This window comes from Thalassospira sp., assembly GCF_002709775.1.
Lineage (GTDB): Bacteria > Pseudomonadota > Alphaproteobacteria > Rhodospirillales > Thalassospiraceae > Thalassospira.
The window spans coordinates 26,031-45,856 of sequence record NZ_PAQR01000017.1; the positions used below are offsets into that span (position 1 = coordinate 26,031).

A 19,826-nucleotide genomic window follows, 5' to 3' on the forward strand; every position below is an offset into this window, starting at 1 on the left:
GTCACTACCCAAAGTTGCGCGGCAGCCATGCAACATTGCGCCTTTTAGAGGCAGTGTAATCAACGCAGGGTGGCGTCAGACTTTTTGCACTGATTTCAAAAGGATGCTTCGCGGTGCGATTTGATATCCGAAAGCCTGCCAGTCTGTTCTTCACGTCCATGTTTGCCGCAAGGCTTGCCGATCAGTTTCTTTTGTTCGTCGTGCCGCTGGTGGTTTATCAAACCACCCAAAGTGTCTCGCTTTCCGGTTTGGCTTATGCGGCCGAAACACTGCCGCGTGTTCTGTTTTATCCCGTGTGCGGAGTTCTTTCAGATCGTTATTCGCCGCTTCGGTTAATGCAGCTTAGTCAGATCGGGCGTGCGGTTGTTTGCGTGCTCGGCCTGATCGGTTTTACATTGTTTGACGGGCTTGGCTGGGTTGTCGGTATTTCGGCGATTTGCGGTCTTTTGACCACGCAGGGCTTCATGGCGCGCGAAGTGTTGTTGCCGCAGATATTTGCCAATGCCCGGTTTGAGAAAATCCAGTCGGTTTCACAAAGCGTCAATCAGGCGAGTATCGTTCTCGGCCCGCTTTTGGCCGCGAGCCTGTTTGCGATCAGCAATTGGCAGACGGTTGTGGTTGTTGCGGCGATCCTGTTTGGCATTGCCGAGCTTTCCATGATGGTATGGCGTCACTTCAATCAGACACCAATCACGGCAACGGATGAAAACCCGTCCTGGGTTGCGCCGTTTAAAACAGCGTTTTCGCATCTGATCCATCTGCCGGGACTGAAACGTGTGATCGCGCTGACCGCCAGCGTGAACCTTGTGTTTGGCATCACGCTTGCGACGTCGGCCGCGATGGTCACCGGGCTTCATGGCCAAAGTGAGGAGCATTACGCCTTGCTGCAGACCGTCGGTGCGGCATTCACCATTGTGGTTCTGATGCTGGTCGGGGCGAGCCGCCTTTCGGTGGGGCGTATCGGTCTCATATCATTTGCCGGGGTTTTCCTTGGCGGTGTTTTGACGGCAATCGGCCCCGATTACTGGCTTTATATGGTCGGCTTTGCCGTGGTGCTGGGATTTGACGGGATGTTTAACATCTATATCCGTACCATCCGGCAAAAGATCATCCCGGCACGGGATTACGGCAAAACAACCGGTGTGATTATTCTCTTTAACAATATGACCCAGCCAATCGCGGGGCTTCTTGTCGGGCTCACTGGCAGTCTGGCGCAAACCAGCTGGCTTATTCTTGTGCTCAGCCTTGTCATGCTGGTTTCGGGCCTTGTTTTGTCATTGCCGCGCTTCAATGTGCGCGCCGCTGAGTAGCATAAACACCAGATCTTAAAAAAATTGCGTATCGCAACAGCGGTGGAAGCTTTTCTTCTGCCGCTGTTCTGCCATGCGCAAACATCAGTGGTTGCTACTTTTGGCTTTATTTCGCATTCCGGAATTATGCTTGATTGGCGAATTTTGGGTAATTTTATTTCAAATTTGATGTTGGTATTGAAAAGAACTTGATTTTAGGGGGCGGAGAGCCCCATTTAAAGGACATAAATGCTGACCTAATTGGAAGTTTGAAATGTCTGTATGCTGGAATGATCTGATTGCGCGCGATGCGCGGGTGCTGGTGGCCTCTGAAATTCGTGATCTGTTGAAAGTGGCCGAGCGCCCGGAAGTGATTTCCTTTGCCGGTGGTGTGCCCGATCCCGATCTGTTTCCGGTCGAGACTTTCAGCGAGATCTATGGTGCGATGATGCGGGACGGCGCACAGGCGCGTCGCAGTCTGCAATATTCCGTCAGCGAAGGTCTGCCGGCCCTGCGCCAGTGGATTATCGATGATTTGGCTGATCAGGGAGCAACCCGCACCATTGATAACGTCCTGATCACCAATGGCGCGCAGCAGGGGCTTGATATCCTGGCGCGCCTGTTGCTTGAAGAAGGGCGCGATCTGATCGTTGAAAAGCCAAGCTACCTTGGCGCGATGCAGGCCTTTTCGACTAGGCTACCGAATTACGTCGGTGTCGATGCCGAGGACGAAGGTCCGGTCTTAAGTCAGCTGGAAGATGCCTTTGCCAAGGGCGCGCGCGTGGCCTATGTCGCCCCGGATTTCCAGAACCCGACCGGTCGGTCCTGGTCCGTTGCGCGCCGTAAGGCCGTGCTGGAACTGGCACGCCGCTATGGTGCGGTTTTGCTCGAAGATGCAGCCTATAGCAAGCTTTCCTATGAGGCGGGCGAAAGCCTGCCATCATTGCTCAGCCTTGATGAGGAGGGCCGTGAGCCGGCGTCAGGCAATGTCATTCAGCTTGGCACGTTTTCCAAAACGCTGGCCCCAGCCCTTCGCATTGGTTGGGTCTGTGCGCCGCGTCCGGTGATCGACAAGCTGGTTTTGATGATGCAGGCCGGAAACCTGCATGTTTCCACGGTCAATCAGGAAGCAGCACTTCGTGCAGCCAAGCAGCTGTTCCCGGATCATCTTGAAAAACTGCGGACGTCCTATCGCGCCAAGCGCGACGTCATGTTGCAAACCTTGGCAGATACGATGCCGGATGATGTGTCCTGGACGAAGCCCGAAGGCGGCATGTTTGTCTGGCTGACCTTGCCGGAACATATCAATGCCCGTCAGTTGCTTGAAGAGGCGCTTGAGGACGTACATGTCGCGTTTGTGCCCGGTCAGGCTTTCTTTACCGATGGCAGTGGCAAGAACACTGCGCGGCTTAGCTTCTCGGCCGAGAAGGTCGACCGGATCAAGGACGGCATCACGGGTCTAGCCGATCTGATCAAGCGCAAGGACAATCAGTAAGCAAAAAAGAACCCGGCAGCGGGTGGGGATTGCTGCCGGGCGGAGGGCCTGCTGCTTCTGGGGATTAGCGCAGCAGGTCACGGGAGTTTGCGTGTGTCAGGTGGGGTATGTTGTCATGCCTGCCCCATCAGGGCGCGCAGCAACAAGGATGCTGCGCCAAGCACGACAACGCCGCCGACATAAAGGCCAACAAACCACAGCCATTTGCGGGGCCCCGATGATTTAGGGGGTGACTTGATATTGGCCATCAGTGATACCCCTCATCCCCGGTTTTGCCGCGAAACACCCAATAGGCATAGGCGGTGTAGGTCAGAATGATCGGCAGCAGAACCACGGCACCCACCAGCATGAAGGCAAGGCTGTTTTCCGGTGCGGCTGCATCGCGGAAGGTGATCATCGGCGGCACGATATTGGGATAAAGTGTGATCCCGAAGCCGAGATAGCAGAGGAGGAAAATGCCAAGCGTGATGCCAAACACGGTCTTTTCACGCTTCTTGACCGCATGCCACAGCCAATAGAGTAGACCAACCGTCACAATCGGGATCGGTGCAAGGTAAAGCATGTTTGGCAGTTCAAACCAGCGCTGGGCATAGGCCGGGTTGACGTAGGTCGTCATAAGCGACACCACGCCAAGATTGGCCGCCATCCAGATCACAGCCGGTTTGGCAAGACGACGCAGATTTCCCTGAAAATCGCCTTCCATCTTCATGATCAACCAGCCGGTGCCAAGCAGGCCATAGCCGACAACAACCGCGGTCGCACAGAAGATCGAAAACGGGCTTAGCCAATCAAACGCACCGCCAACGAAACGTCCGTTTTCAACGGCAATGCCTTCGATAAAGCCACCCAGCATCGCACCTTGCATGGCAGCGGCAATGATCGATCCGGCCGAAAAGGCAAAGTCCCAGTGTTTCTGATGGTTCTTGCTTTTAAACCGGAATTCGAATGCTACGCCACGGAACACAAGGGCGAGTAACATGGTAAAGACCGGAATATAAAACGCCGTCATCAGCAACGAATAGGCCAGCGGGAAGGCGGCATAAAGCCCACCCCCGCCAAGGATCAGCCAGGTTTCATTGCCATCCCACACAGGTGCCACGGTATTCATCATCCGCCCGCGTTTTGCCGGGTCCTTGATGAACGGGAACAGGATGCCAACGCCAAGGTCAAAGCCATCAAGCGTGACATAGGAAAAGACGGCAACCGCGATCAGGAGAACCCAGATCAGTTGATAGTCCATGATCATTCTCCTGCGACTGGGGGATGGGCAGCGGTGGATTGACGGCCACCCGCACGCATGATTTCACTGTCTTCCGGCACATGGGCCGCGCGCGGATCCTTGATCATGGCGCGCAGGATATAGGCTGTCCCGACCCCGAACACGATGGCATAGACCACGACAAAGGCAATCAGCGATCCGGCAATCGCGGTCGGAACGACGGGCGATCCGGCTTCTGACGTCCGCATCAGGCCATAGACCACCCAGGGCTGACGTCCGACTTCAGTGGTAAACCAGCCGGCCAGAATGGCAATAAAGCCACTTGGTCCCATCAGAAGGGCAAAGCGATGCAAATAGCCACAGCTATAAAGCTTCTTGCGCAGGCGTGCGATGACACTGGCAATGCCCAGAAGCGCCATCAAAACACCCAGCCCGACCATGATGCGGAAGGTCCAGAACACAATCGGCGCATTCGGGCGGTCTTCGGGGGCGAAGTCCTTGAGCCCCGTAATCTTGCCATCCCATTCATGAGTGAGGATCAGGGAGCCAAGCTTGGGAATTTCGACCGCGTATTTGGTTTCCTCTTCTTCCATGTCGGGCATGCCAAACAGGATCAGGGGCGCACCTTCGCGGGTTTCAAAATGCCCTTCCATCGCGGCTACTTTGGCCGGCTGATGTTCAAGGGTATTAAGCCCATGCAAGTCACCGGCAAAAATCTGGATCGGGCCAAGGATGGCCGCCATCCACATCGCCATGGAAAACATGATTTTCGCGGCACGGTTTTCGCGATCACGCATCAAATGCCATGCGCCAACCGCACCAACCACAAGGGCTGTGGTGAGGTAGGCTGCGAGCACCATATGCACCAGACGATAGGGGAAGCTCGGATTGAAGATCGCATCGATCCAGCTTGAAACAACCGCCCGGCCATTTTCAATGACATAGCCGTCCGGTGTCTGCATCCAGCTGTTGGCTGACAAAATCCAGAAGGCCGAGAAAAGCGTCCCGATCGCAACCATGGTGGTGGCGGTAAAGTGCAGCTTCGGCCCAACACGGTTCAGGCCAAACAGCATGATGCCAAGGAAACCTGCCTCAAGGAAGAAGGCGCTCAGCACCTCATAGGCCAGTAGCGGGCCGATCACGCCGCCGGTAAATTCGGAAAACGGTCCCCAGTTCGTGCCGAACTGATAGGACATCACAATCCCGGATACCACGCCCATGCCAAAGGCAAGGGCGAAGATTTTCATCCAGAATTTGTAAAGCGAAAGATAGGTCTCGTCCTTGGTGCGCAGCCACAGGGCTTCCAGCACAAACAGGAAACTGGCCAGTCCGATGGTGAAGGACGGGAAGATAATGTGGAACGAGACGGTAAAGGCAAACTGTATGCGCGCCAATAATTCTGCATCAAGCATTGGCAGGGTCCTCTAAGGTGGCAAAGCCTCGGGACAACTCTGCATCTTCCGCGATCGGAAGTGCCCTTTGACGGATGCATGTGTCGGTTTTGGGTGGCGCATGCACAGGTTGCCCTGTCAGAACGACCATTAGAACCGACCCAGAAATGCTGCATTGCGAATGCGCAATTTACATTTGGAATATTTTTAAATTCGATTGTAGCGATCTAATCCCGTGCGCCGGAAAGACAGAGTTTCTCAAGTGCGAGCGAACTCTGCGTTTGCTGGCGTTCCTTGTGGCGGAGCACCATGAATTTGCGTGGCGGGATCGGGAAGTTTGCGCGTGCGAGGCGGCCTTGGGCGATTAGTGAGCTGACCGCGAACTGTGAAACCGCGGTGGCGGCGATGCCGTTTTCAACTGCGGTTATGACCGCCTCGTTACTTGGCAGGATGAGGGCAGTGCGCAGGCGTGCGGGATCAACGCCCTGATCGCGAAGCGCGGTTTCAAATTCCGATCTGGTGCCCGATCCGGCTTCGCGCAGGATCCAGTTGGTTTGGGTGACAAGCGCCTGCGGAGTAAGGGCGCGACCATTAGCCCAGGGGTGTTTGGGGGAAACGACAATCACCAATGCGTCTTCGGCGACTTCGCGTTTGGCCAATGTCGGTTCATCAATGTCGCCTTCGATAAAACCGATATCAGCCGCCCCGCCGCGCACCGCGTCCGAGACGGTTTTGGTGTTGCCAATCGTCAGGCGGATTTCAATACCGGGATACTGGTCATGGAATTTCATCAGGAATGGCGGCAGCCAGTAGCTGGCAATCGTCTGACTGGCATAGACATTAAGTTCGCCGCGCTGCATGCCGCCGAGTTCGGCGAGCGTCAGTTCAGCGGCGCGGGCGCGGGCCAGCGTTGATTTGGCTTCGTCGAGGAATAGCCGTCCGGTCTGGGTCAGCTCAATCCGCCGGCCGACCCGGTTAAACAGTGCCACGCCATAAAAACCTTCAAGGTTCTTGATCGCGGAGCTGACGGCCGAGGGCGTAAGCCCAATCGCCTCGGCCGCGCGCGTCAGATGTTCGCGTTCGGCAACCGCGACAAAGATCTGAAGCTGTTCAAGTGTCATCATGGTGACGGCATATTCCAATCTGCTTTGACGTCTTTCCCGCGCAGGCGGGAAACTCTTGAATGTGCGGTTCCAGATTCCGGCTCGGCGCAATGCGCCGTCCGGAATGACGGAGGAGTGTCCTGATAAGCTACACATCAATCATTCAATTAAATCGAATAAAACATGAATTTTTATTCGATGGAAGTAAATGGTTTGGCGTGAGATTTTCCAATTGTGATCGAAACACAGGAAAATCATGTTTTTTACCACCCGCATCAAACCGATCCTGCCCGGGCTAGCTGTAACCCTTCTGGTCGCACTCGCCGCCAAGCTGGCCGAACATGCCGAGCGTGTTCTGTTCGGGCGTGGCTGGGTGGAAAGTCTGGTCTTTGCCATTCTGATCGGGGTGGTGGTGCGATCCGTGTTTGGATTGGCCCCGCGTTATTTTGCCGGGGTGCGGTTTTGTGCCAAGACGGTGCTTGAAATCGCCATTGTGTTGCTGGGCGCGTCGATCAGTGCGCAGGCCATCGGGTCGGCTGGCGGCGGGTTGGTGGCCTCGATCATTGTGGTCGTCTGTATCAGCCTGTTTGTCAGCTACCATATTGGTCGTGCACTTGGCCTTTCGAACCATCTTTCGATGCTGGTCGCGTGTGGTAATTCGATCTGTGGCAATTCGGCGATTGCGGCAACCGCACCGGTGATCGAGGCGCAATCGGATGATGTCGCGGCCTCGATCTCCTTCACCGCCGTTCTGGGTGTGCTGTTTGTCTTTGTCCTGCCGATGCTCCATGCAGGGCTTGGATTATCGGCAACCCAGTACGGGATCTTTTCGGGCCTTACCGTCTATGCCGTGCCGCAGGTTCTGGCGGCAACCGCGCCGGCCGGCACCCTTGCGGTTCAGGTTGGCACACTGGTCAAGCTGATCCGGGTTTTGATGCTGGGGCCGGTGATCTTTGCGCTGGCGGTGATTGGCGGGCGGGCGCGTGAAACCAAGCTTCCGATTGCGCAGGTCGTGCCATGGTTCATCATCGGCTTTATCGCCATGATGGGTGCCTGTTCGCTTGATCTGATCCCCGATATTGCCCGCGGACCGATCAAGACCACTTCGTCTTTCCTGACCATCCTTGCCATGGCGGCCCTTGGGTTGAGTGTTGATATCCGTAATGTCCTGCATGTCGGCGGACGGGTGGTGATTGCGGCCCTTTTGTCGCTGACCTTTCTGTGTGCGCTTTCGGGTGTTGTGCTTGTCGTTCTGGTTTGAGGATAAAAAAAAAGCCCGCTGCCAGAATGGGGGTGACAGCGGGCCAGGAGGAAGAAGCTTCGCATTTTTTGGGATGTGTCAGCCTCTTCTGGCGTTTCGTTTGGGGGGGATAAACACCGTGGGAGGCGGTGCAGGTAAACGAAACGCCGCAGGAAGGGAAAATTCCTGTCGACCTTTGGTTGTTGTTATCTTTCAGGCCTCTATCGGGTTTGTCTCCTCGAACGATTTCAAGGCCTTCCATTCATCGTCACTAAAGATGCGTGATCGGGTCAGGAAGCGTTTGCCCTCCGGCCCTTCAAGCGAAAACATGCCGCCGCGCCCATCGACCACATCAATGATCAACTGGGTGTGACGCCAATATTCGAACTGCGCGCGCCCGATATAGAACGGGCTGCCTTCGATCTCACCGAGCAGCACATCCTGATCACCGGTTTTGAATTCCCCATCGGGAAAGCACATCGGCGCGCTGCCATCGCAACAGCCCCCGGACTGATGAAACATCACCGGCCCGTGGATATCCTTGAGCTTCCTGATCAGTTCGATTGCGGCATCCGTCGCAATTATCCTGTCAGGAACGGTTTCTGATCCGGTCAATGTCACCTCCTTCTTTGCAAAAGGCGACCGGACGCAAGGCTGTGCCTCGCGTCCGGATGTGATGTGGGTCGGATCAGAAGAAGCCCATCGGTTTCGGATCGTAGGAAACCAGAAGGTTCTTGGTCTGCTGATAGTGGTTCAGCATCATCTTGTGGTTTTCACGGCCGATGCCCGACTGCTTGTAACCGCCAAAGGCCGCATGCGCCGGATAGAGGTGATAGCAGTTGGTCCACACACGACCGGCCTTGATGTCACGGCCAAAGCGGTACGAACGGTTCGCATCACGGGTCCAGACACCGGCACCAAGGCCATAAAGCGTGTCATTGGCGATATGAAGCGCTTCGGCCTCGTCCTTGAACGTGGTTGCCGAAACAACCGGGCCAAAGATTTCTTCCTGGAAGATCCGCATGCGGTTGTGACCCTTGAAGATGGTCGGCTGGATATAGAAACCACCAGAAAGATCACCACCCAGATCGGCCTTGTCACCACCACAGAGGACTTCAGCACCTTCCTGTTTGCCGATATCCAGATAGGACATGATTTTTTCCATCTGCTCGGTCGAGGCCTGCGCACCCATCATGGTGTCGGTATCAAGCGGGTTGCCCTGTTTGATGTTGGCAACACGCGACAGAACACCATCCATGAACTTGTCATAGATGCTTTCCTGAATGATAGCGCGCGACGGGCAGGTGCAAACTTCACCCTGGTTAAGGGCAAACATCGCCATGCCCTCTGCGGCTTTCTGACGGAAGTCGTCATCGGCTGCCATGATGTCTTCAAAGAAGATGTTTGGCGATTTGCCACCAAGCTCAAGCGTGACCGGAATGATGTTTTCCGATGCATACTGCATGATCAGACGGCCGGTGGTGGTTTCACCGGTAAAGGCGACCTTGGCGACACGGTTGCTTTGGGCCAGCGGCTTGCCGGCTTCAACGCCAAAGCCCTGAACAACGTTGACCACACCGGCCGGGATCAGATCGGAAATTAGTTCAAGAAGAACACAGATCGATGCCGGGGTCTGCTCAGCCGGTTTCAGGACAACGCAGTTGCCTGCGGCCAAAGCCGGGGCCAGTTTCCAGACCGCCATCAGGATCGGGAAGTTCCACGGAATGATCTGGCCGACCACGCCAAGCGGCTCGTGGAAGTGATAGGCAACAGTGTTGTCATCAATCTCGCCAAGGGATCCTTCCTGTGCGCGGATGGCACCGGCGAAATAACGGAAATGGTCAATGGCGAGTGGAATGTCAGCGGCAAGCGTTTCACGCACGGCCTTGCCGTTATCCCAGGTCTCGGCAACAGCGAGCATTTCAAGATTGGCTTCCATGCGGTCGGCAATCTTATTCAGCATATTGGCCCGCTCGGTGACCGATGTTTTGCCCCAGGCCGGGAAAGCGGCATGGGCGGCATCAAGGGCCTTTTCGATATCATCGCTGCTGGAACGTGCAACTTCGCAGAACGGCTTGCCGTTTACCGGCGAGACATTTTCAAAATACTGACCCTTGGCAGGGGCGACCCATTCACCGCCAATGAAGTTCTCATAACGGCCTTTGAAGCTGACCGGGCTGCCTGCGTCATTTGGATTCTTGTAGATCATTTGGGTTCCTCCGAGATAACGGACGATTTTCCGTCCGCGTTTTTGTTTGTGACGCCGCCTTACCCGCAAAGGTCATGCCACTTGCGAATTTTCATGCCAGTTTCGCAAAAAGAACCCGTTTTCCAGATAGTTGAACCTTTCCAATTCAAAGCGCCGTTTTGCGCCATTCGTGCCATTGGAACAGGGCGGGTGGCACAAATTGTTCCAAAAATGGAACAGTCATGGTTTTGCCCGATTTTGCGCGCGAAACTGTTTGCTATGAACGCATTTAAGTGTGTTACGATTAATGCTGTGATCGGCTGTGGCAAAAGCCACGCACCGGAAAAATCCGGGCCAAAACACCGACACAAGGGAGATAGCGTCTATGTCAGGAAACATTCCCGGCGGACGGATAGAAGCGGCACTGCAACTCAGCGGTGGTGCGCAAAATCGTGCGGTGCTTGAAAGCTGGCAACGGTGTGAAGAACGCTTTGGCCTGGCTCATGACACCTTGCGCCGTCCCGAAGTCATATCCGAAAGCCAGACCCGGCAATTGCGTGATCGCAACGGGCGGCTTTATCACCACGCCCATGATCTGGTGCGCACCCTTTATCGCAAGATCGATGCATCGGGCTATGCGGTCTTTCTGACCGATAATAGCGGTGTGATCCTTGATAGTGTTGCGGCCCATTCCCTTTTGCCGTCGTTTCGCACCAACGGCCTTTTGCCCGGTGCGGTCTGGAGCGAGGAGCGCGAAGGCACCAACGGCATTGGCACCTGCATCGTCGAGGGCCGTGCGATCACCATCCACAAGGATGAACATTTCCTCGCCCAGCATTCGGTTCTGACCTGTACTGCCGCGCCGGTGTTTGATCCCGATGGCAAGGTGTGCTCGGTCTTGGATGTGTCAGCCGTGCGTGAAGATATCAAACGCCCTGATTGCCTGCGCGTGCGCGGCATGGTGGCCGATTATGCCGATGCGCTTGAACGTATCCTGTTCTTTGATGAGCGCGCCGGCGATGTGATCTTGCATTTGCATCCCGATGCCCGCCATGTCGGATCAACCCGCGATGCGATGATTTCGATTGCACCCGATGGCACGATCAGCGGGGCGACCTCGACCGCGCGGCGCATTCTGGCTGCGGCCAATAATTCCACCGACATTTCGCAAATGTTTGAAATGGACGTCGAAAACCTTGTCGCCAAGCTCGCCAATCCGGATGGGCAAGGGGCATCGGCAACGCCACTTAATATCGCGGGCGGTGGGGTTCTGTTTGGCAGTGTCACCATCCCCGAACGCATGCGCCGTCGCTATGTCGGGCGATCAACACCCACTGCACGCAAGGCGCCGTCACTGCCCGCGCGTCCGGTTGCCGACATCCCGGACAAGGATGCGGCCTTGCGGCGGATTTTTGAAATTGGCACGCGCCTGCATGCCAAGGATATCAATGTCCTGATGTCTGGCGAAACCGGCAGCGGCAAGGAATATCTCGCACGCCACATTCACGTAGCCACCCTTGGCAAATCAAAACCCTTTGTTGCGATCAACTGTGCCGCCCTGCCGGAAGGTTTGATCGAAAACGAACTGTTTGGTCATGCCGGTGGCGCCTTTACCGGGGCGGCGCGCGATGGCTTTGGCGGCCGCATTCGCGAAGCCAATGGCGGCACGCTGTTTTTGGATGAAATTGGCGACATGCCGCTGGCGGCCCAGGGGCGGTTGCTGCGTGTCCTTGAAAGTCGCACCGTCGAACCGCTTGGCAGTACCAAGTCCGTACCGGTCGATTTCCGACTGATCTGTGCGAGTAATGTCGATCTGAACCGCGCGGTGGCCGAGGGGAAATTCCGCGAAGACCTTCTTTATCGGATCAAGGGTGCGCGCCTTGCGGTGCCGCCTTTGCGCGAACGATCCGATCTTGCCGATCTGATTGGGCGGCTTCTGGCGGTTTTGTCAGATGACTATGTTCAGTGCGAAGACGATGTGCTTGCGCTTCTGACCACTCATGGCTGGCCGGGCAATGTGCGCGAACTGATCAATGTCTTGCAATATGCCGCGGTATTTGCCGAAGACGGCGTGATTGAACGCCATCATCTGCCCGATGATTTTCATGCCATGCAAGCCGATGAAGAGGCGCCAACACCGCGTCAAACCATGGCGCGCGCCGAGGCCGATGCCCTGCGTCAGTTGCTTGAAGATCAGCAATGGCATATCAGCAACACCGCCAAGGCGCTTGGTATCGGGCGTAACACGCTTTATCGCCGCATGGCGCGGCTCGGGATCGAGCGGCGTTGAAAATCAGCAAATTCCGCTGATTTTGCGAATGTTTTCATTGTAGGGCACGCCGTTATTGTTTTAAGTAACGGCAGGGCTTTACAGGATATTTTCATGTGTGGAATTGCCGGTTTATGGCTGTCTGAACAGGCTGATGCTTCGGGCTTGGGTGATCGTGTATCGCGCATGAATGATGCGCTGTATCATCGCGGGCCGGATGGCGGTGACGTCTGGGTTGATGATGAAAATGGCCTTGGCCTTGGGCAGCGCCGCCTTGCCATCATTGATCTGTCCGATGCCGGCAAGCAGCCGATGCATTCCGCCAATGGCCGTTATGTCATGGTTTATAACGGCGAGATCTATAACGCGCCGGAACTGCGTGAAAAGCTGGCAGGTGCCAATATTTCCTGGCGCGGCCATTCCGATACCGAAGTCATCCTTGAATGCATCGCCCATTGGGGCTTGCGCGATACCATCAAACGCCTGATTGGCATGTTTGCCATCGCCCTTTGGGACCGGCAGAAGAAAAAGCTTTTCCTTGTCCGTGATCGTCTGGGCATCAAGCCGCTTTATTGGTCGCGCTATGACGGCCATATCGGTTTCGCGTCCGAGGTCAAAGGTTTGCTTGCCGGTGACGCCATCTCGCGCGAGGTCAATCAGACCGGCCTTGACGCTTATCTCCGCTTTGGCTACGTGCCGTCCGGGCTTTCTATCTATGCCCATGCCAAAATGCTCAAGCCCGGTCATATCCTTGAAATTTCATCGCACGATCAGGCGACCGAGACCGCTTTTTGGTCGGTCGAGGATGCTGTTCTGAATGGTCAGACCCATGCCTGGAGCGGCGATGATCAAAGCGCGATTGACGCGCTTGAAGACTTGCTGCGCGATGCGGTTCAACGCCGGATGGTGGCAGATGTGCCGCTCGGCGCGTTCCTGTCAGGCGGGATTGATTCCTCAACCGTCGTCGCCCTGATGCAGTCGGTTTCCGACCGGCGGGTGAAGACATTCTCTGTGGGCTTTGAGGACGAGGCCTTTAACGAGGCCGCCTTTGCCGGCGAAGTTGCCAAGCACCTCAAGACCGATCACACCGAACTTTATGTGACGCCCAAGGATGCGCTTGATCTGGTGCCGAAGCTTTCGGAAACCTATGACGAGCCCTTCTTTGATAGCTCCGCCATTCCGACCTATCTGATCTCTGCACTCACGCGCAAGCATGTCACGGTCGCCCTGTCAGGCGATGGCGGGGATGAGACATTTGGCGGCTATAACCGCTATTTGTGGGCCAAGCAGCTTAGTCGTGCGGCGGGTAGCATTCCCTTTGGCGGTGGTCTTGCCTCCCGCGCGCTGACCATGATCTCGCCCGAGAGCTGGGACAAGCTCATCAGACTGGTGCCGGGCAAGAAATCGACCAGTGCGATTGGCGATAAAATCCACAAGGCGGCACCGCTTCTGGCGATCGGTGATGATATCGACCGTTATCACGCGCTGATTTCGCTGTTTGATCCGGACAAGCTGCGCGACAATCGCGAAGCGGCCAAGAAATTCCGTGTGCCGGGCGAGAAGTTCTGTCGTAACCGTCACCTTGATTATGTGTCCTCCATGCAGGCCATGGATACGATGATGTATATGGTCGATGACGTCCTGACCAAGGTCGACCGGGCATCCATGGCCAATTCGCTCGAAGTCCGCGTGCCTTTCATTGATCACCGCGTGATCGAGTTTGGCTGGCGTCTGCCCGCACGGCTCAAGATGAATGGATCGGTGGGCAAATATGCCCTGCGCCAGATCCTTTATAAATATGTCCCGCGCGAAATGATCGACCGGCCCAAGACCGGCTTTGGCGTGCCGCTCGCACAATGGCTGCGCGGGCCGCTTAATGAATGGATGGGCGACCATCTCGCCAATGAAGCACTTTATACTGACTTCGGTCTGGATCGCGGCCAGATCGAGAAGCTTCGCAAAGAGCACATGTCGGGCAAGCGCAACTGGGGTCATCAGCTCTGGACCATTTCGATGCTCTCGGATTGGCAGAAGCGCTGGCTGGCCTGATCGCCCGTCGATATCGCCCGGACTTCCATCACATTTGATCTTTGATAACCCCGTCTGATGTTCAGGCGGGGTTTTTATTTTCGTTCATGAATGAATCGCTGCAATCCTGAATTTTCTCTGGAACTTCCGGCGGTATATTAGCTGTGTAGGTGCGTTTCCCGCATGGCTGTGTCGAATAAATGTCACAATTCGAAACTTGAAAATTTTCGAAAATGAACTATTTTCATCGTCAAAGAGTTTTCCTTCTGCGATGAGAGGCCCCTATGGCTGGCACTTCGAATTACGATCTGATCATTATCGGCGGCGGCATTAACGGTGCCGGGATCGCCCGCGATGCAGCGGGCCGGGGCCTGAAAGTTCTGCTGTGTGAAAAGGATGATCTGGCCAGTGCGACCTCGTCGGCCAGCACCAAGCTGATCCATGGTGGCTTGCGCTATCTCGAACATTACGAGTTCCGCCTGGTGCGCGAAGCCCTGACCGAACGTGAAGTGCTGCTTGATAACGCGCCGCATATCATCTGGCCGCTGCGGTTCGTGCTGCCGCATCGCCAGGACCTGCGCCCGGCTTGGATGATCCGCCTTGGCCTGTTCCTGTATGACCATCTTGGTGGCCGCAAAAAGCTTCCGGGGTCGGAGGGCATTTCATTCGCCAAGCATGTGGCCGGTGCGCCGCTTCGCGATGACATGACCAAGGGCTTTGTCTATTCCGATTGCTGGGTGGATGATGCGCGCCTTGTTGTTTTGAACGCCATGGATGCCAAGGCCAAAGGGGCGGAGATTTTGACGCGTACCGAATGCGTTGGTGCAAAACGCGCGGGCGACGTCTGGAACGTGACGCTGCGCGATCAGGAAACGGGTGAAAATCGCTCGGTTTCGGGCCGCATGCTGATTAACGCGGCGGGGCCGTGGTGTGCTGATCTGATCAATCCGGAAAACGATGTGGTCAAATCCGATACCAAGGCCAATATCCGCCTGGTCAAGGGTAGCCACATCGTCGTGCCCAAGCTGTTTGATCACGATTTCTGCTATATTTTCCAGAACGGTGATGGGCGTATTGTCTTTGCCATTCCCTATCAGGGCGACTTTACCCTGATCGGGACCACGGATGTTGATTTCAAAGGCGATCCGGCCAAGGTCAAGATTGATCAGGACGAGATCGATTACCTTTGCAAGCTTGCCAGCGGTTATTTCAAAAAGCCGATCGCATCCGATGATGTCGTCTGGACCTATTCCGGTGTGCGGCCGCTTTATGCTGGTGAAGGCGGCGAAGCAAACGCATCGAAGGTATCGCGTGATTACACCCTGAAACTCGAAGCCAACGGGCATAAGGCCCCGGCATTGCATGTGTTTGGCGGTAAAATCACCACCTATCGCAAGCTTGCCGAACACGCGCTTGAGATCATTTCAAAGCAACTGGGTGCCAAGGACACGCCCTGGACAGCCAACGCCGTGCTACCGGGAGGCGACTTCCCAAATGCATCCTATGAGGCGGCCTTTGCCGATTATGCCGCGCGCTATGACTGGATGGATGCGGTAATGCTCAAACGCCTGCTGCGCGCCTATGGCACGCGGATCGAACAGATCATTGGCGATGCCAAGGGCGTTGGCGATCTTGGCAAATGTTATGGCCATGACCTCTATGAAGCCGAAGTCCGCTATCTGATCGACAACGAATGGGTGCAGGGCATCAATGACCTGATCTGGCGTCGCTCCAAGCTTGGCTTGCGTCTGACTGGTGATCAGGTTGCCGATCTTGGCGAACGTCTGGCACAGGAAAAGCACGATCCCAAATCGGTCGCTGCTGAATAGGCGACTTCATACCTGCGAACTGTCAGGCTTGATCGCCAGATAGTTCGCGGCGCAGCGCATCAAGCAGGGCGCGAAGTTCCTGCTTGCGGGCTGGCGTGATATCACGCCAGTCACGATCATGGATCGCGCCTTCAAGCGCATAGAGGTAATTCAGGCTAATCTTCTTTTCGCTGCCAAAGCGAAACAGCAACCGGCGTGTGGTTTCTTCAAGACCGATTTCGCGCAATTGGTCGCGGTTTTCAATCCCGATTTCACTCAGTTCCCGCGAAGACGTCGGGCCGATATTGCGCATGCCGTTCCCTCCTTCCGCGCGATAAGTATTCGCCGTGCCGGTCTTGCTTCTATCCACTGACAGTCTGAATAAACTGCGCTATGGTCGGCCTGTTTTCAACTGATTACCTCGACCGGTTCATTGATGCCCGCATTCGTCAAACCTATCCTTGCCAGTGCCATTCTGCTTCTTCTGACCATTCCGGTCGCAAGGGCAGCAGAGGACGTTGCCCCCCTTGAAACCTGGTCGATGCTGGTTGGTCTGGTCGGTGGATTGGCCCTGTTTCTTTACGGGATGGATCATCTTGCCGGCGCGCTTAAAACCCTTGCCGGGGCAAGGTTGCGCCGCGTTTTATCGGGCATGACGCGCAATCGCGTCTGGGCGGCGGTTTCAGGTGCGGTCATTACCGGGTTGGTACAATCCTCAAGCGTTACGACCGTGCTGGTGGTTGGCTTTGTCTCTGCCGGGTTGATGCCCTTTGCCCAATCGATTGCGGTGATCATGGGGGCCAATATGGGCAGTACCCTGACGGCGCAGATCATTGCCTTTCGGGTTGATGCCATCGCACCGCTTTTCATCGCCGTCGGTTTTGCGATGACGATGCTGGCTGATCGCAAACGCTTTTCGCTGATCGGCAAGGCAGTGCTGGGTATGGGGATGCTGTTCTTTGGCATGGGCATGATGAGCGACGCGATGGAGCCGCTTCGGACCTACGCCCCGTTCATCGATCTGATGAGCCAGATGAGCAATCCGTTTTTGGCCCTGCTGGTCGCAGCCGCCTTTACCGCGTTGGTGCAATCAAGTGCGGCGACCATGGGGATTGTCATTGTTCTGGCCGGGCAGGGGCTGGTTCCGCTTGAAAGCGGGATCGCGCTTATTTTCGGGGCCAATATCGGCACCTGTGTCACAGCCCTTCTGGTGACGATTGGCAAGAACCGCGATGCGCTTCGCACCGCCCTTGGTCATATCCTGTTTAACGTGGTCGGGGTTGTGATCTGGTTGCCGTTTATTGATCAACTGGTACGCTTGGTTGAGGTGATCACGACTGGCCGCACGCCGGAAAGCACAGATGTCGCGCGCGAAATCGCCAATGCGCATACCATTTTCAACGTTGCCAATGTCATCCTGATGATCGGGTTTATCCCGTGGATCGCGCGCCTGATTGAAAAGCTTGTTCCGGCCGAGGTCGAACCCGAACCGCGCCTTAGTCCGGAGCCGAAATACGTTATGCACGAACTGACCGTCGCCCCGGCAGCAGCCCTTAGCTTGCTGCGTAATGAAGTGGTGCATATGGGCGATGTGGTGATTGATGTTGTTCGTCGCGGGCGTGAAAACCTGCGCAATCCGACGCGGGCCAAGCTTGAAAAACTTGGCGAACTCGATGACGGGGTCGATAGCCTGCAGGACGCGATTGCGCTGTTTGCCGCAAAGCTGCCGCGTGCGGAACTGCTGCCAAGTGACGTGAACCGCATGCAGAATGAGCTGGCGGTGAGTAACCATCTTGAGGCGGTCGGCGATCTGATCAGCGAGGAAATGGTCAAACTGGTGGGCGAATGGCTTGATATTCGCCACATGCCATCAGCCGAAAGCCGCCAGAAAATGGCGGAACTTTACGAGATCGCCGAGGATTGCCTGAAACAGTCCATGACCGCCTTCACGGCCGAGGATATCGAGGCCGCCAACCATGTGCTGGGTCGCAAGGCGGAATTTGCCACCAAGCTTGAAGCGACACTGCGTAAGGTCAGCGACGAAATTGGTCCGCGTGATATCGATATTCGCCGCTATCGGATCGAGGTCGCAATGGTCGAACGCGTCAATCGCCTGTATGAGCGCGCGCGCCGGATCGCTCATGCGACCATCGCAATTAAAAATCAGGAAGAACCCGCCCCTGACGAGCAGAACGCGGCATCGACCATCGCCGATGCCATGTAACGTTCCGGCGGATTAACGTTCGGCGGGTGGTGTTGCGATGTCCTTTTGCATGACCGTGACATCGCAGGCGCGATAGCCCAGATGGCGATAGAAGTCCTGTGTCGCGTGGTTATCGGCACGCACCATCAATTGCATGCGCCAGACACCCTGATCACGCAGCCAGTTTTCCCCGACTTCCATCAAACGGCGACCAAGTCCTGATTTCTGAAGGTTAGGTGCAACAGCCATGTAATAGATCCAGCCGCGATGTCCGTCATGGCCGGCCATGATCGAACCAACAATGTTATCGCTGTTATCTTCCCAGACGAAAAGGGTGGCCTCGTCGCTTTCAAGCGCAAAGCGCACATCCCATTCCGGCGGATTGTACGGGCGATAAAGCCCGGTTTCCTGCCAAAGCGTTGTCACGGCGGGGATATCAGAAAGTCTGGCGGTTCTGGGGGCGGATTTCGGGGCGGGTGTTGTCATGGTGCTTCTTTCATGGGGCAATATTCAGAAGCGCGTAACAATGCGTCGATTGCATCGGGCCGTCAAACCCAATTGCGTGACAAACTGATGAAGTTAAACGCCAAAACGCAAAACGCCCCCAAGGGGAGCCTTGGGGGCGCGGTGCGGGTCCGGGGTATCGGTTGGGATGGGGAAGCCCCGGACCGGGGTGGGGATGTTAAAAGTGCAAGATGATCAGCTGATCGGGCGGCCGGTCACGCTGCTCAGTTCCATTTCGCGGACAATATCGCCCGCCTGGTTGGTGATGGTGGCGCTATAGGTACCGCGCGGGGTTTCGGTGAGTTCACCCAGTTTGAGCTCGCCATTGCCAAACCGGATCACCATCGCATTGGCCAGAAGCGTCATCTGATCGGCAGTAAATTTGCGATCAAAGCGGGCATTCTGGCCCTTGTTCGGTTTACCCATCAGCTTGCGCAGGTCATGGCGGGCGCCACGGTCCATGCGGCCGGTCTTTTCATCAAATTTCAAAACCTCGACCACATCGCCATTGGCATTGGTCAGAAGAACATCAATCATGCCGGGTTCTTCAGCCATCATGGCGTCACCGGTTTTAAGGTCTGACTTGTTCATTTTCAGAAGCATGGCATCAACCAGCGTGCGGGCCTCATCAACGGTCAACGGAACGGCGCGCGGGCGGCCTTCGCCACGGAACATGCCATCTTTGCCATGCTTGCCGTGTTCGCCATATTCACCGCGTTCACCGCGCATATGTTCGCCGTCGCCATGGCCGCCAAACATCGACCATTCGCCGCCGTGATCACGTTCGCCCGGCGAGGCATAGGAAGCTGCAAACGGGGTTGCGATGATGGTGGTTGCGATCAGGGCCGCAGCAAGTTTCAGGGTGTTTTTGCGTTTCATGGTGAACCTCATCAGGTTTGTGGGGGATCAATGCGTTGAGGTCCGTTATCACCTATGATTGTCGCGAAATGATCCCGACAAACTGCCAAATTGGTCGCAAGATTTGCCAAACCGGCCCTTTGCGACAATCTGATACAAATTGCCATTTCAGCCGGGATGGCCAACGCGTTAAGTTACGTTGAACCAAGACTTTTGATTTCAGGACCGCAT

Annotated in this window: 16 protein-coding genes; 7 read left to right on the forward strand and 9 right to left on the reverse strand. The window is 55.8% G+C overall.

Annotated features, from left to right (window positions below; genetic code table 11):
• The first annotated feature begins 113 nt into the window (after positions 1 to 113).
• Together CMO10_RS08410 and CMO10_RS08415 are read left to right on the forward strand one after the other, a co-directional pair.
• Positions 114 to 1,310: an MFS transporter gene (locus CMO10_RS08410; protein ID WP_297020677.1), complete on the forward strand. Its 1,197-nt coding sequence runs from the start codon at positions 114 to 116 to the stop codon at positions 1,308 to 1,310.
• Positions 1,311 to 1,563: 253 nt separating this feature from the next.
• Complete coding sequence (locus CMO10_RS08415; RefSeq protein ID WP_297020679.1) at positions 1,564 to 2,784, forward strand: aminotransferase-like domain-containing protein; 1,221 nt, start codon at positions 1,564 to 1,566, stop codon at positions 2,782 to 2,784.
• A 113-nt stretch (positions 2,785 to 2,897) separates the two neighbouring features.
• Here the strand turns inward: CMO10_RS08415 and CMO10_RS08420 are convergent, their stop codons facing one another.
• The 4 genes from CMO10_RS08420 to CMO10_RS08435 all read right to left on the reverse strand — a co-directional run bounded on the left by CMO10_RS08420 (position 2,898) and on the right by CMO10_RS08435 (position 6,518).
• The gene (locus CMO10_RS08420; protein ID WP_297020680.1) at positions 2,898 to 3,032 is read right to left on the reverse strand and encodes a hypothetical protein; all 135 of its coding nucleotides are present in this window, start codon (positions 3,030 to 3,032) and stop codon (positions 2,898 to 2,900) included.
• Positions 3,032 to 4,024 (reverse strand): cytochrome d ubiquinol oxidase subunit II, encoded by a 993-nt coding sequence (cydB, locus tag CMO10_RS08425; RefSeq protein WP_472910357.1) that lies wholly within the window; start codon positions 4,022 to 4,024, stop codon positions 3,032 to 3,034. Before cydB ends, CMO10_RS08420 begins: the two co-directional genes overlap by 1 nt.
• A 2-nt stretch (positions 4,025 to 4,026) precedes the next feature.
• Positions 4,027 to 5,415, reverse strand: coding sequence for a cytochrome ubiquinol oxidase subunit I (locus CMO10_RS08430; protein WP_297020685.1), 1,389 nt, complete (start codon positions 5,413 to 5,415; stop codon positions 4,027 to 4,029).
• Between the two features lie 206 nt (positions 5,416 to 5,621).
• Positions 5,622 to 6,518: a LysR family transcriptional regulator gene (locus CMO10_RS08435; protein ID WP_363928336.1), complete on the reverse strand. Its 897-nt coding sequence runs from the start codon at positions 6,516 to 6,518 to the stop codon at positions 5,622 to 5,624.
• Positions 6,519 to 6,753: 235 nt separating this feature from the next.
• Here CMO10_RS08435 and CMO10_RS08440 point away from each other — a divergent pair, with 235 nt between their 5' ends.
• Entirely contained in the window at positions 6,754 to 7,758 is a 1,005-nt protein-coding gene (locus CMO10_RS08440; protein ID WP_297020687.1) for a YeiH family protein, read from the forward strand.
• Positions 7,759 to 7,950: 192 nt separating this feature from the next.
• Here the strand turns inward: CMO10_RS08440 and CMO10_RS08445 are convergent, their stop codons facing one another.
• Together CMO10_RS08445 and adh are read right to left on the reverse strand one after the other, a co-directional pair.
• On the reverse strand, positions 7,951 to 8,352 hold the full coding sequence (locus CMO10_RS08445; protein WP_297020689.1) for a DUF779 domain-containing protein: 402 nt from the start codon (positions 8,350 to 8,352) through the stop codon (positions 7,951 to 7,953).
• Between the two features lie 73 nt (positions 8,353 to 8,425).
• On the reverse strand, positions 8,426 to 9,946 hold the full coding sequence (gene adh, locus CMO10_RS08450; protein ID WP_297020690.1) for an aldehyde dehydrogenase: 1,521 nt from the start codon (positions 9,944 to 9,946) through the stop codon (positions 8,426 to 8,428).
• A 364-nt stretch (positions 9,947 to 10,310) separates the two neighbouring features.
• Here adh and CMO10_RS08455 point away from each other — a divergent pair, with 364 nt between their 5' ends.
• From CMO10_RS08455 to glpD, 3 genes are all read left to right on the forward strand, one after another.
• Positions 10,311 to 12,215 (forward strand): sigma-54-dependent Fis family transcriptional regulator, encoded by a 1,905-nt coding sequence (locus tag CMO10_RS08455; protein WP_297020692.1) that lies wholly within the window; start codon positions 10,311 to 10,313, stop codon positions 12,213 to 12,215.
• A 93-nt stretch (positions 12,216 to 12,308) separates the two neighbouring features.
• Positions 12,309 to 14,243 (forward strand): asparagine synthase (glutamine-hydrolyzing), encoded by a 1,935-nt coding sequence (asnB, locus tag CMO10_RS08460; protein ID WP_297020694.1) that lies wholly within the window; start codon positions 12,309 to 12,311, stop codon positions 14,241 to 14,243.
• Positions 14,244 to 14,506: 263 nt separating this feature from the next.
• Entirely contained in the window at positions 14,507 to 16,051 is a 1,545-nt protein-coding gene (gene glpD / locus CMO10_RS08465) for a glycerol-3-phosphate dehydrogenase (protein ID WP_297020695.1), read from the forward strand.
• A 22-nt stretch (positions 16,052 to 16,073) separates the two neighbouring features.
• Here glpD and CMO10_RS08470 read toward each other — a convergent pair whose 3' ends face one another.
• Positions 16,074 to 16,343 carry a TfoX/Sxy family DNA transformation protein gene (locus tag CMO10_RS08470; RefSeq protein WP_297020698.1) on the reverse strand — a complete coding sequence of 90 codons (270 nt, stop codon included), beginning with the start codon at positions 16,341 to 16,343 and terminating at the stop codon, positions 16,074 to 16,076.
• 123 nt (positions 16,344 to 16,466) lie between these two features.
• Here CMO10_RS08470 and CMO10_RS08475 point away from each other — a divergent pair, with 123 nt between their 5' ends.
• Positions 16,467 to 18,254: a Na/Pi cotransporter family protein gene (locus CMO10_RS08475; protein WP_297020700.1), complete on the forward strand. Its 1,788-nt coding sequence runs from the start codon at positions 16,467 to 16,469 to the stop codon at positions 18,252 to 18,254.
• Positions 18,255 to 18,266: 12 nt separating this feature from the next.
• Here CMO10_RS08475 and CMO10_RS08480 read toward each other — a convergent pair whose 3' ends face one another.
• Both CMO10_RS08480 and CMO10_RS08485 read right to left on the reverse strand, forming a co-directional pair.
• Positions 18,267 to 18,719: a GNAT family acetyltransferase gene (locus CMO10_RS08480; RefSeq protein WP_297020702.1), complete on the reverse strand. Its 453-nt coding sequence runs from the start codon at positions 18,717 to 18,719 to the stop codon at positions 18,267 to 18,269.
• 213 nt (positions 18,720 to 18,932) lie between these two features.
• Entirely contained in the window at positions 18,933 to 19,616 is a 684-nt protein-coding gene (locus CMO10_RS08485; RefSeq protein WP_297020705.1) for a hypothetical protein, read from the reverse strand.
• Positions 19,617 to 19,826: the final 210 nt, after the last annotated feature.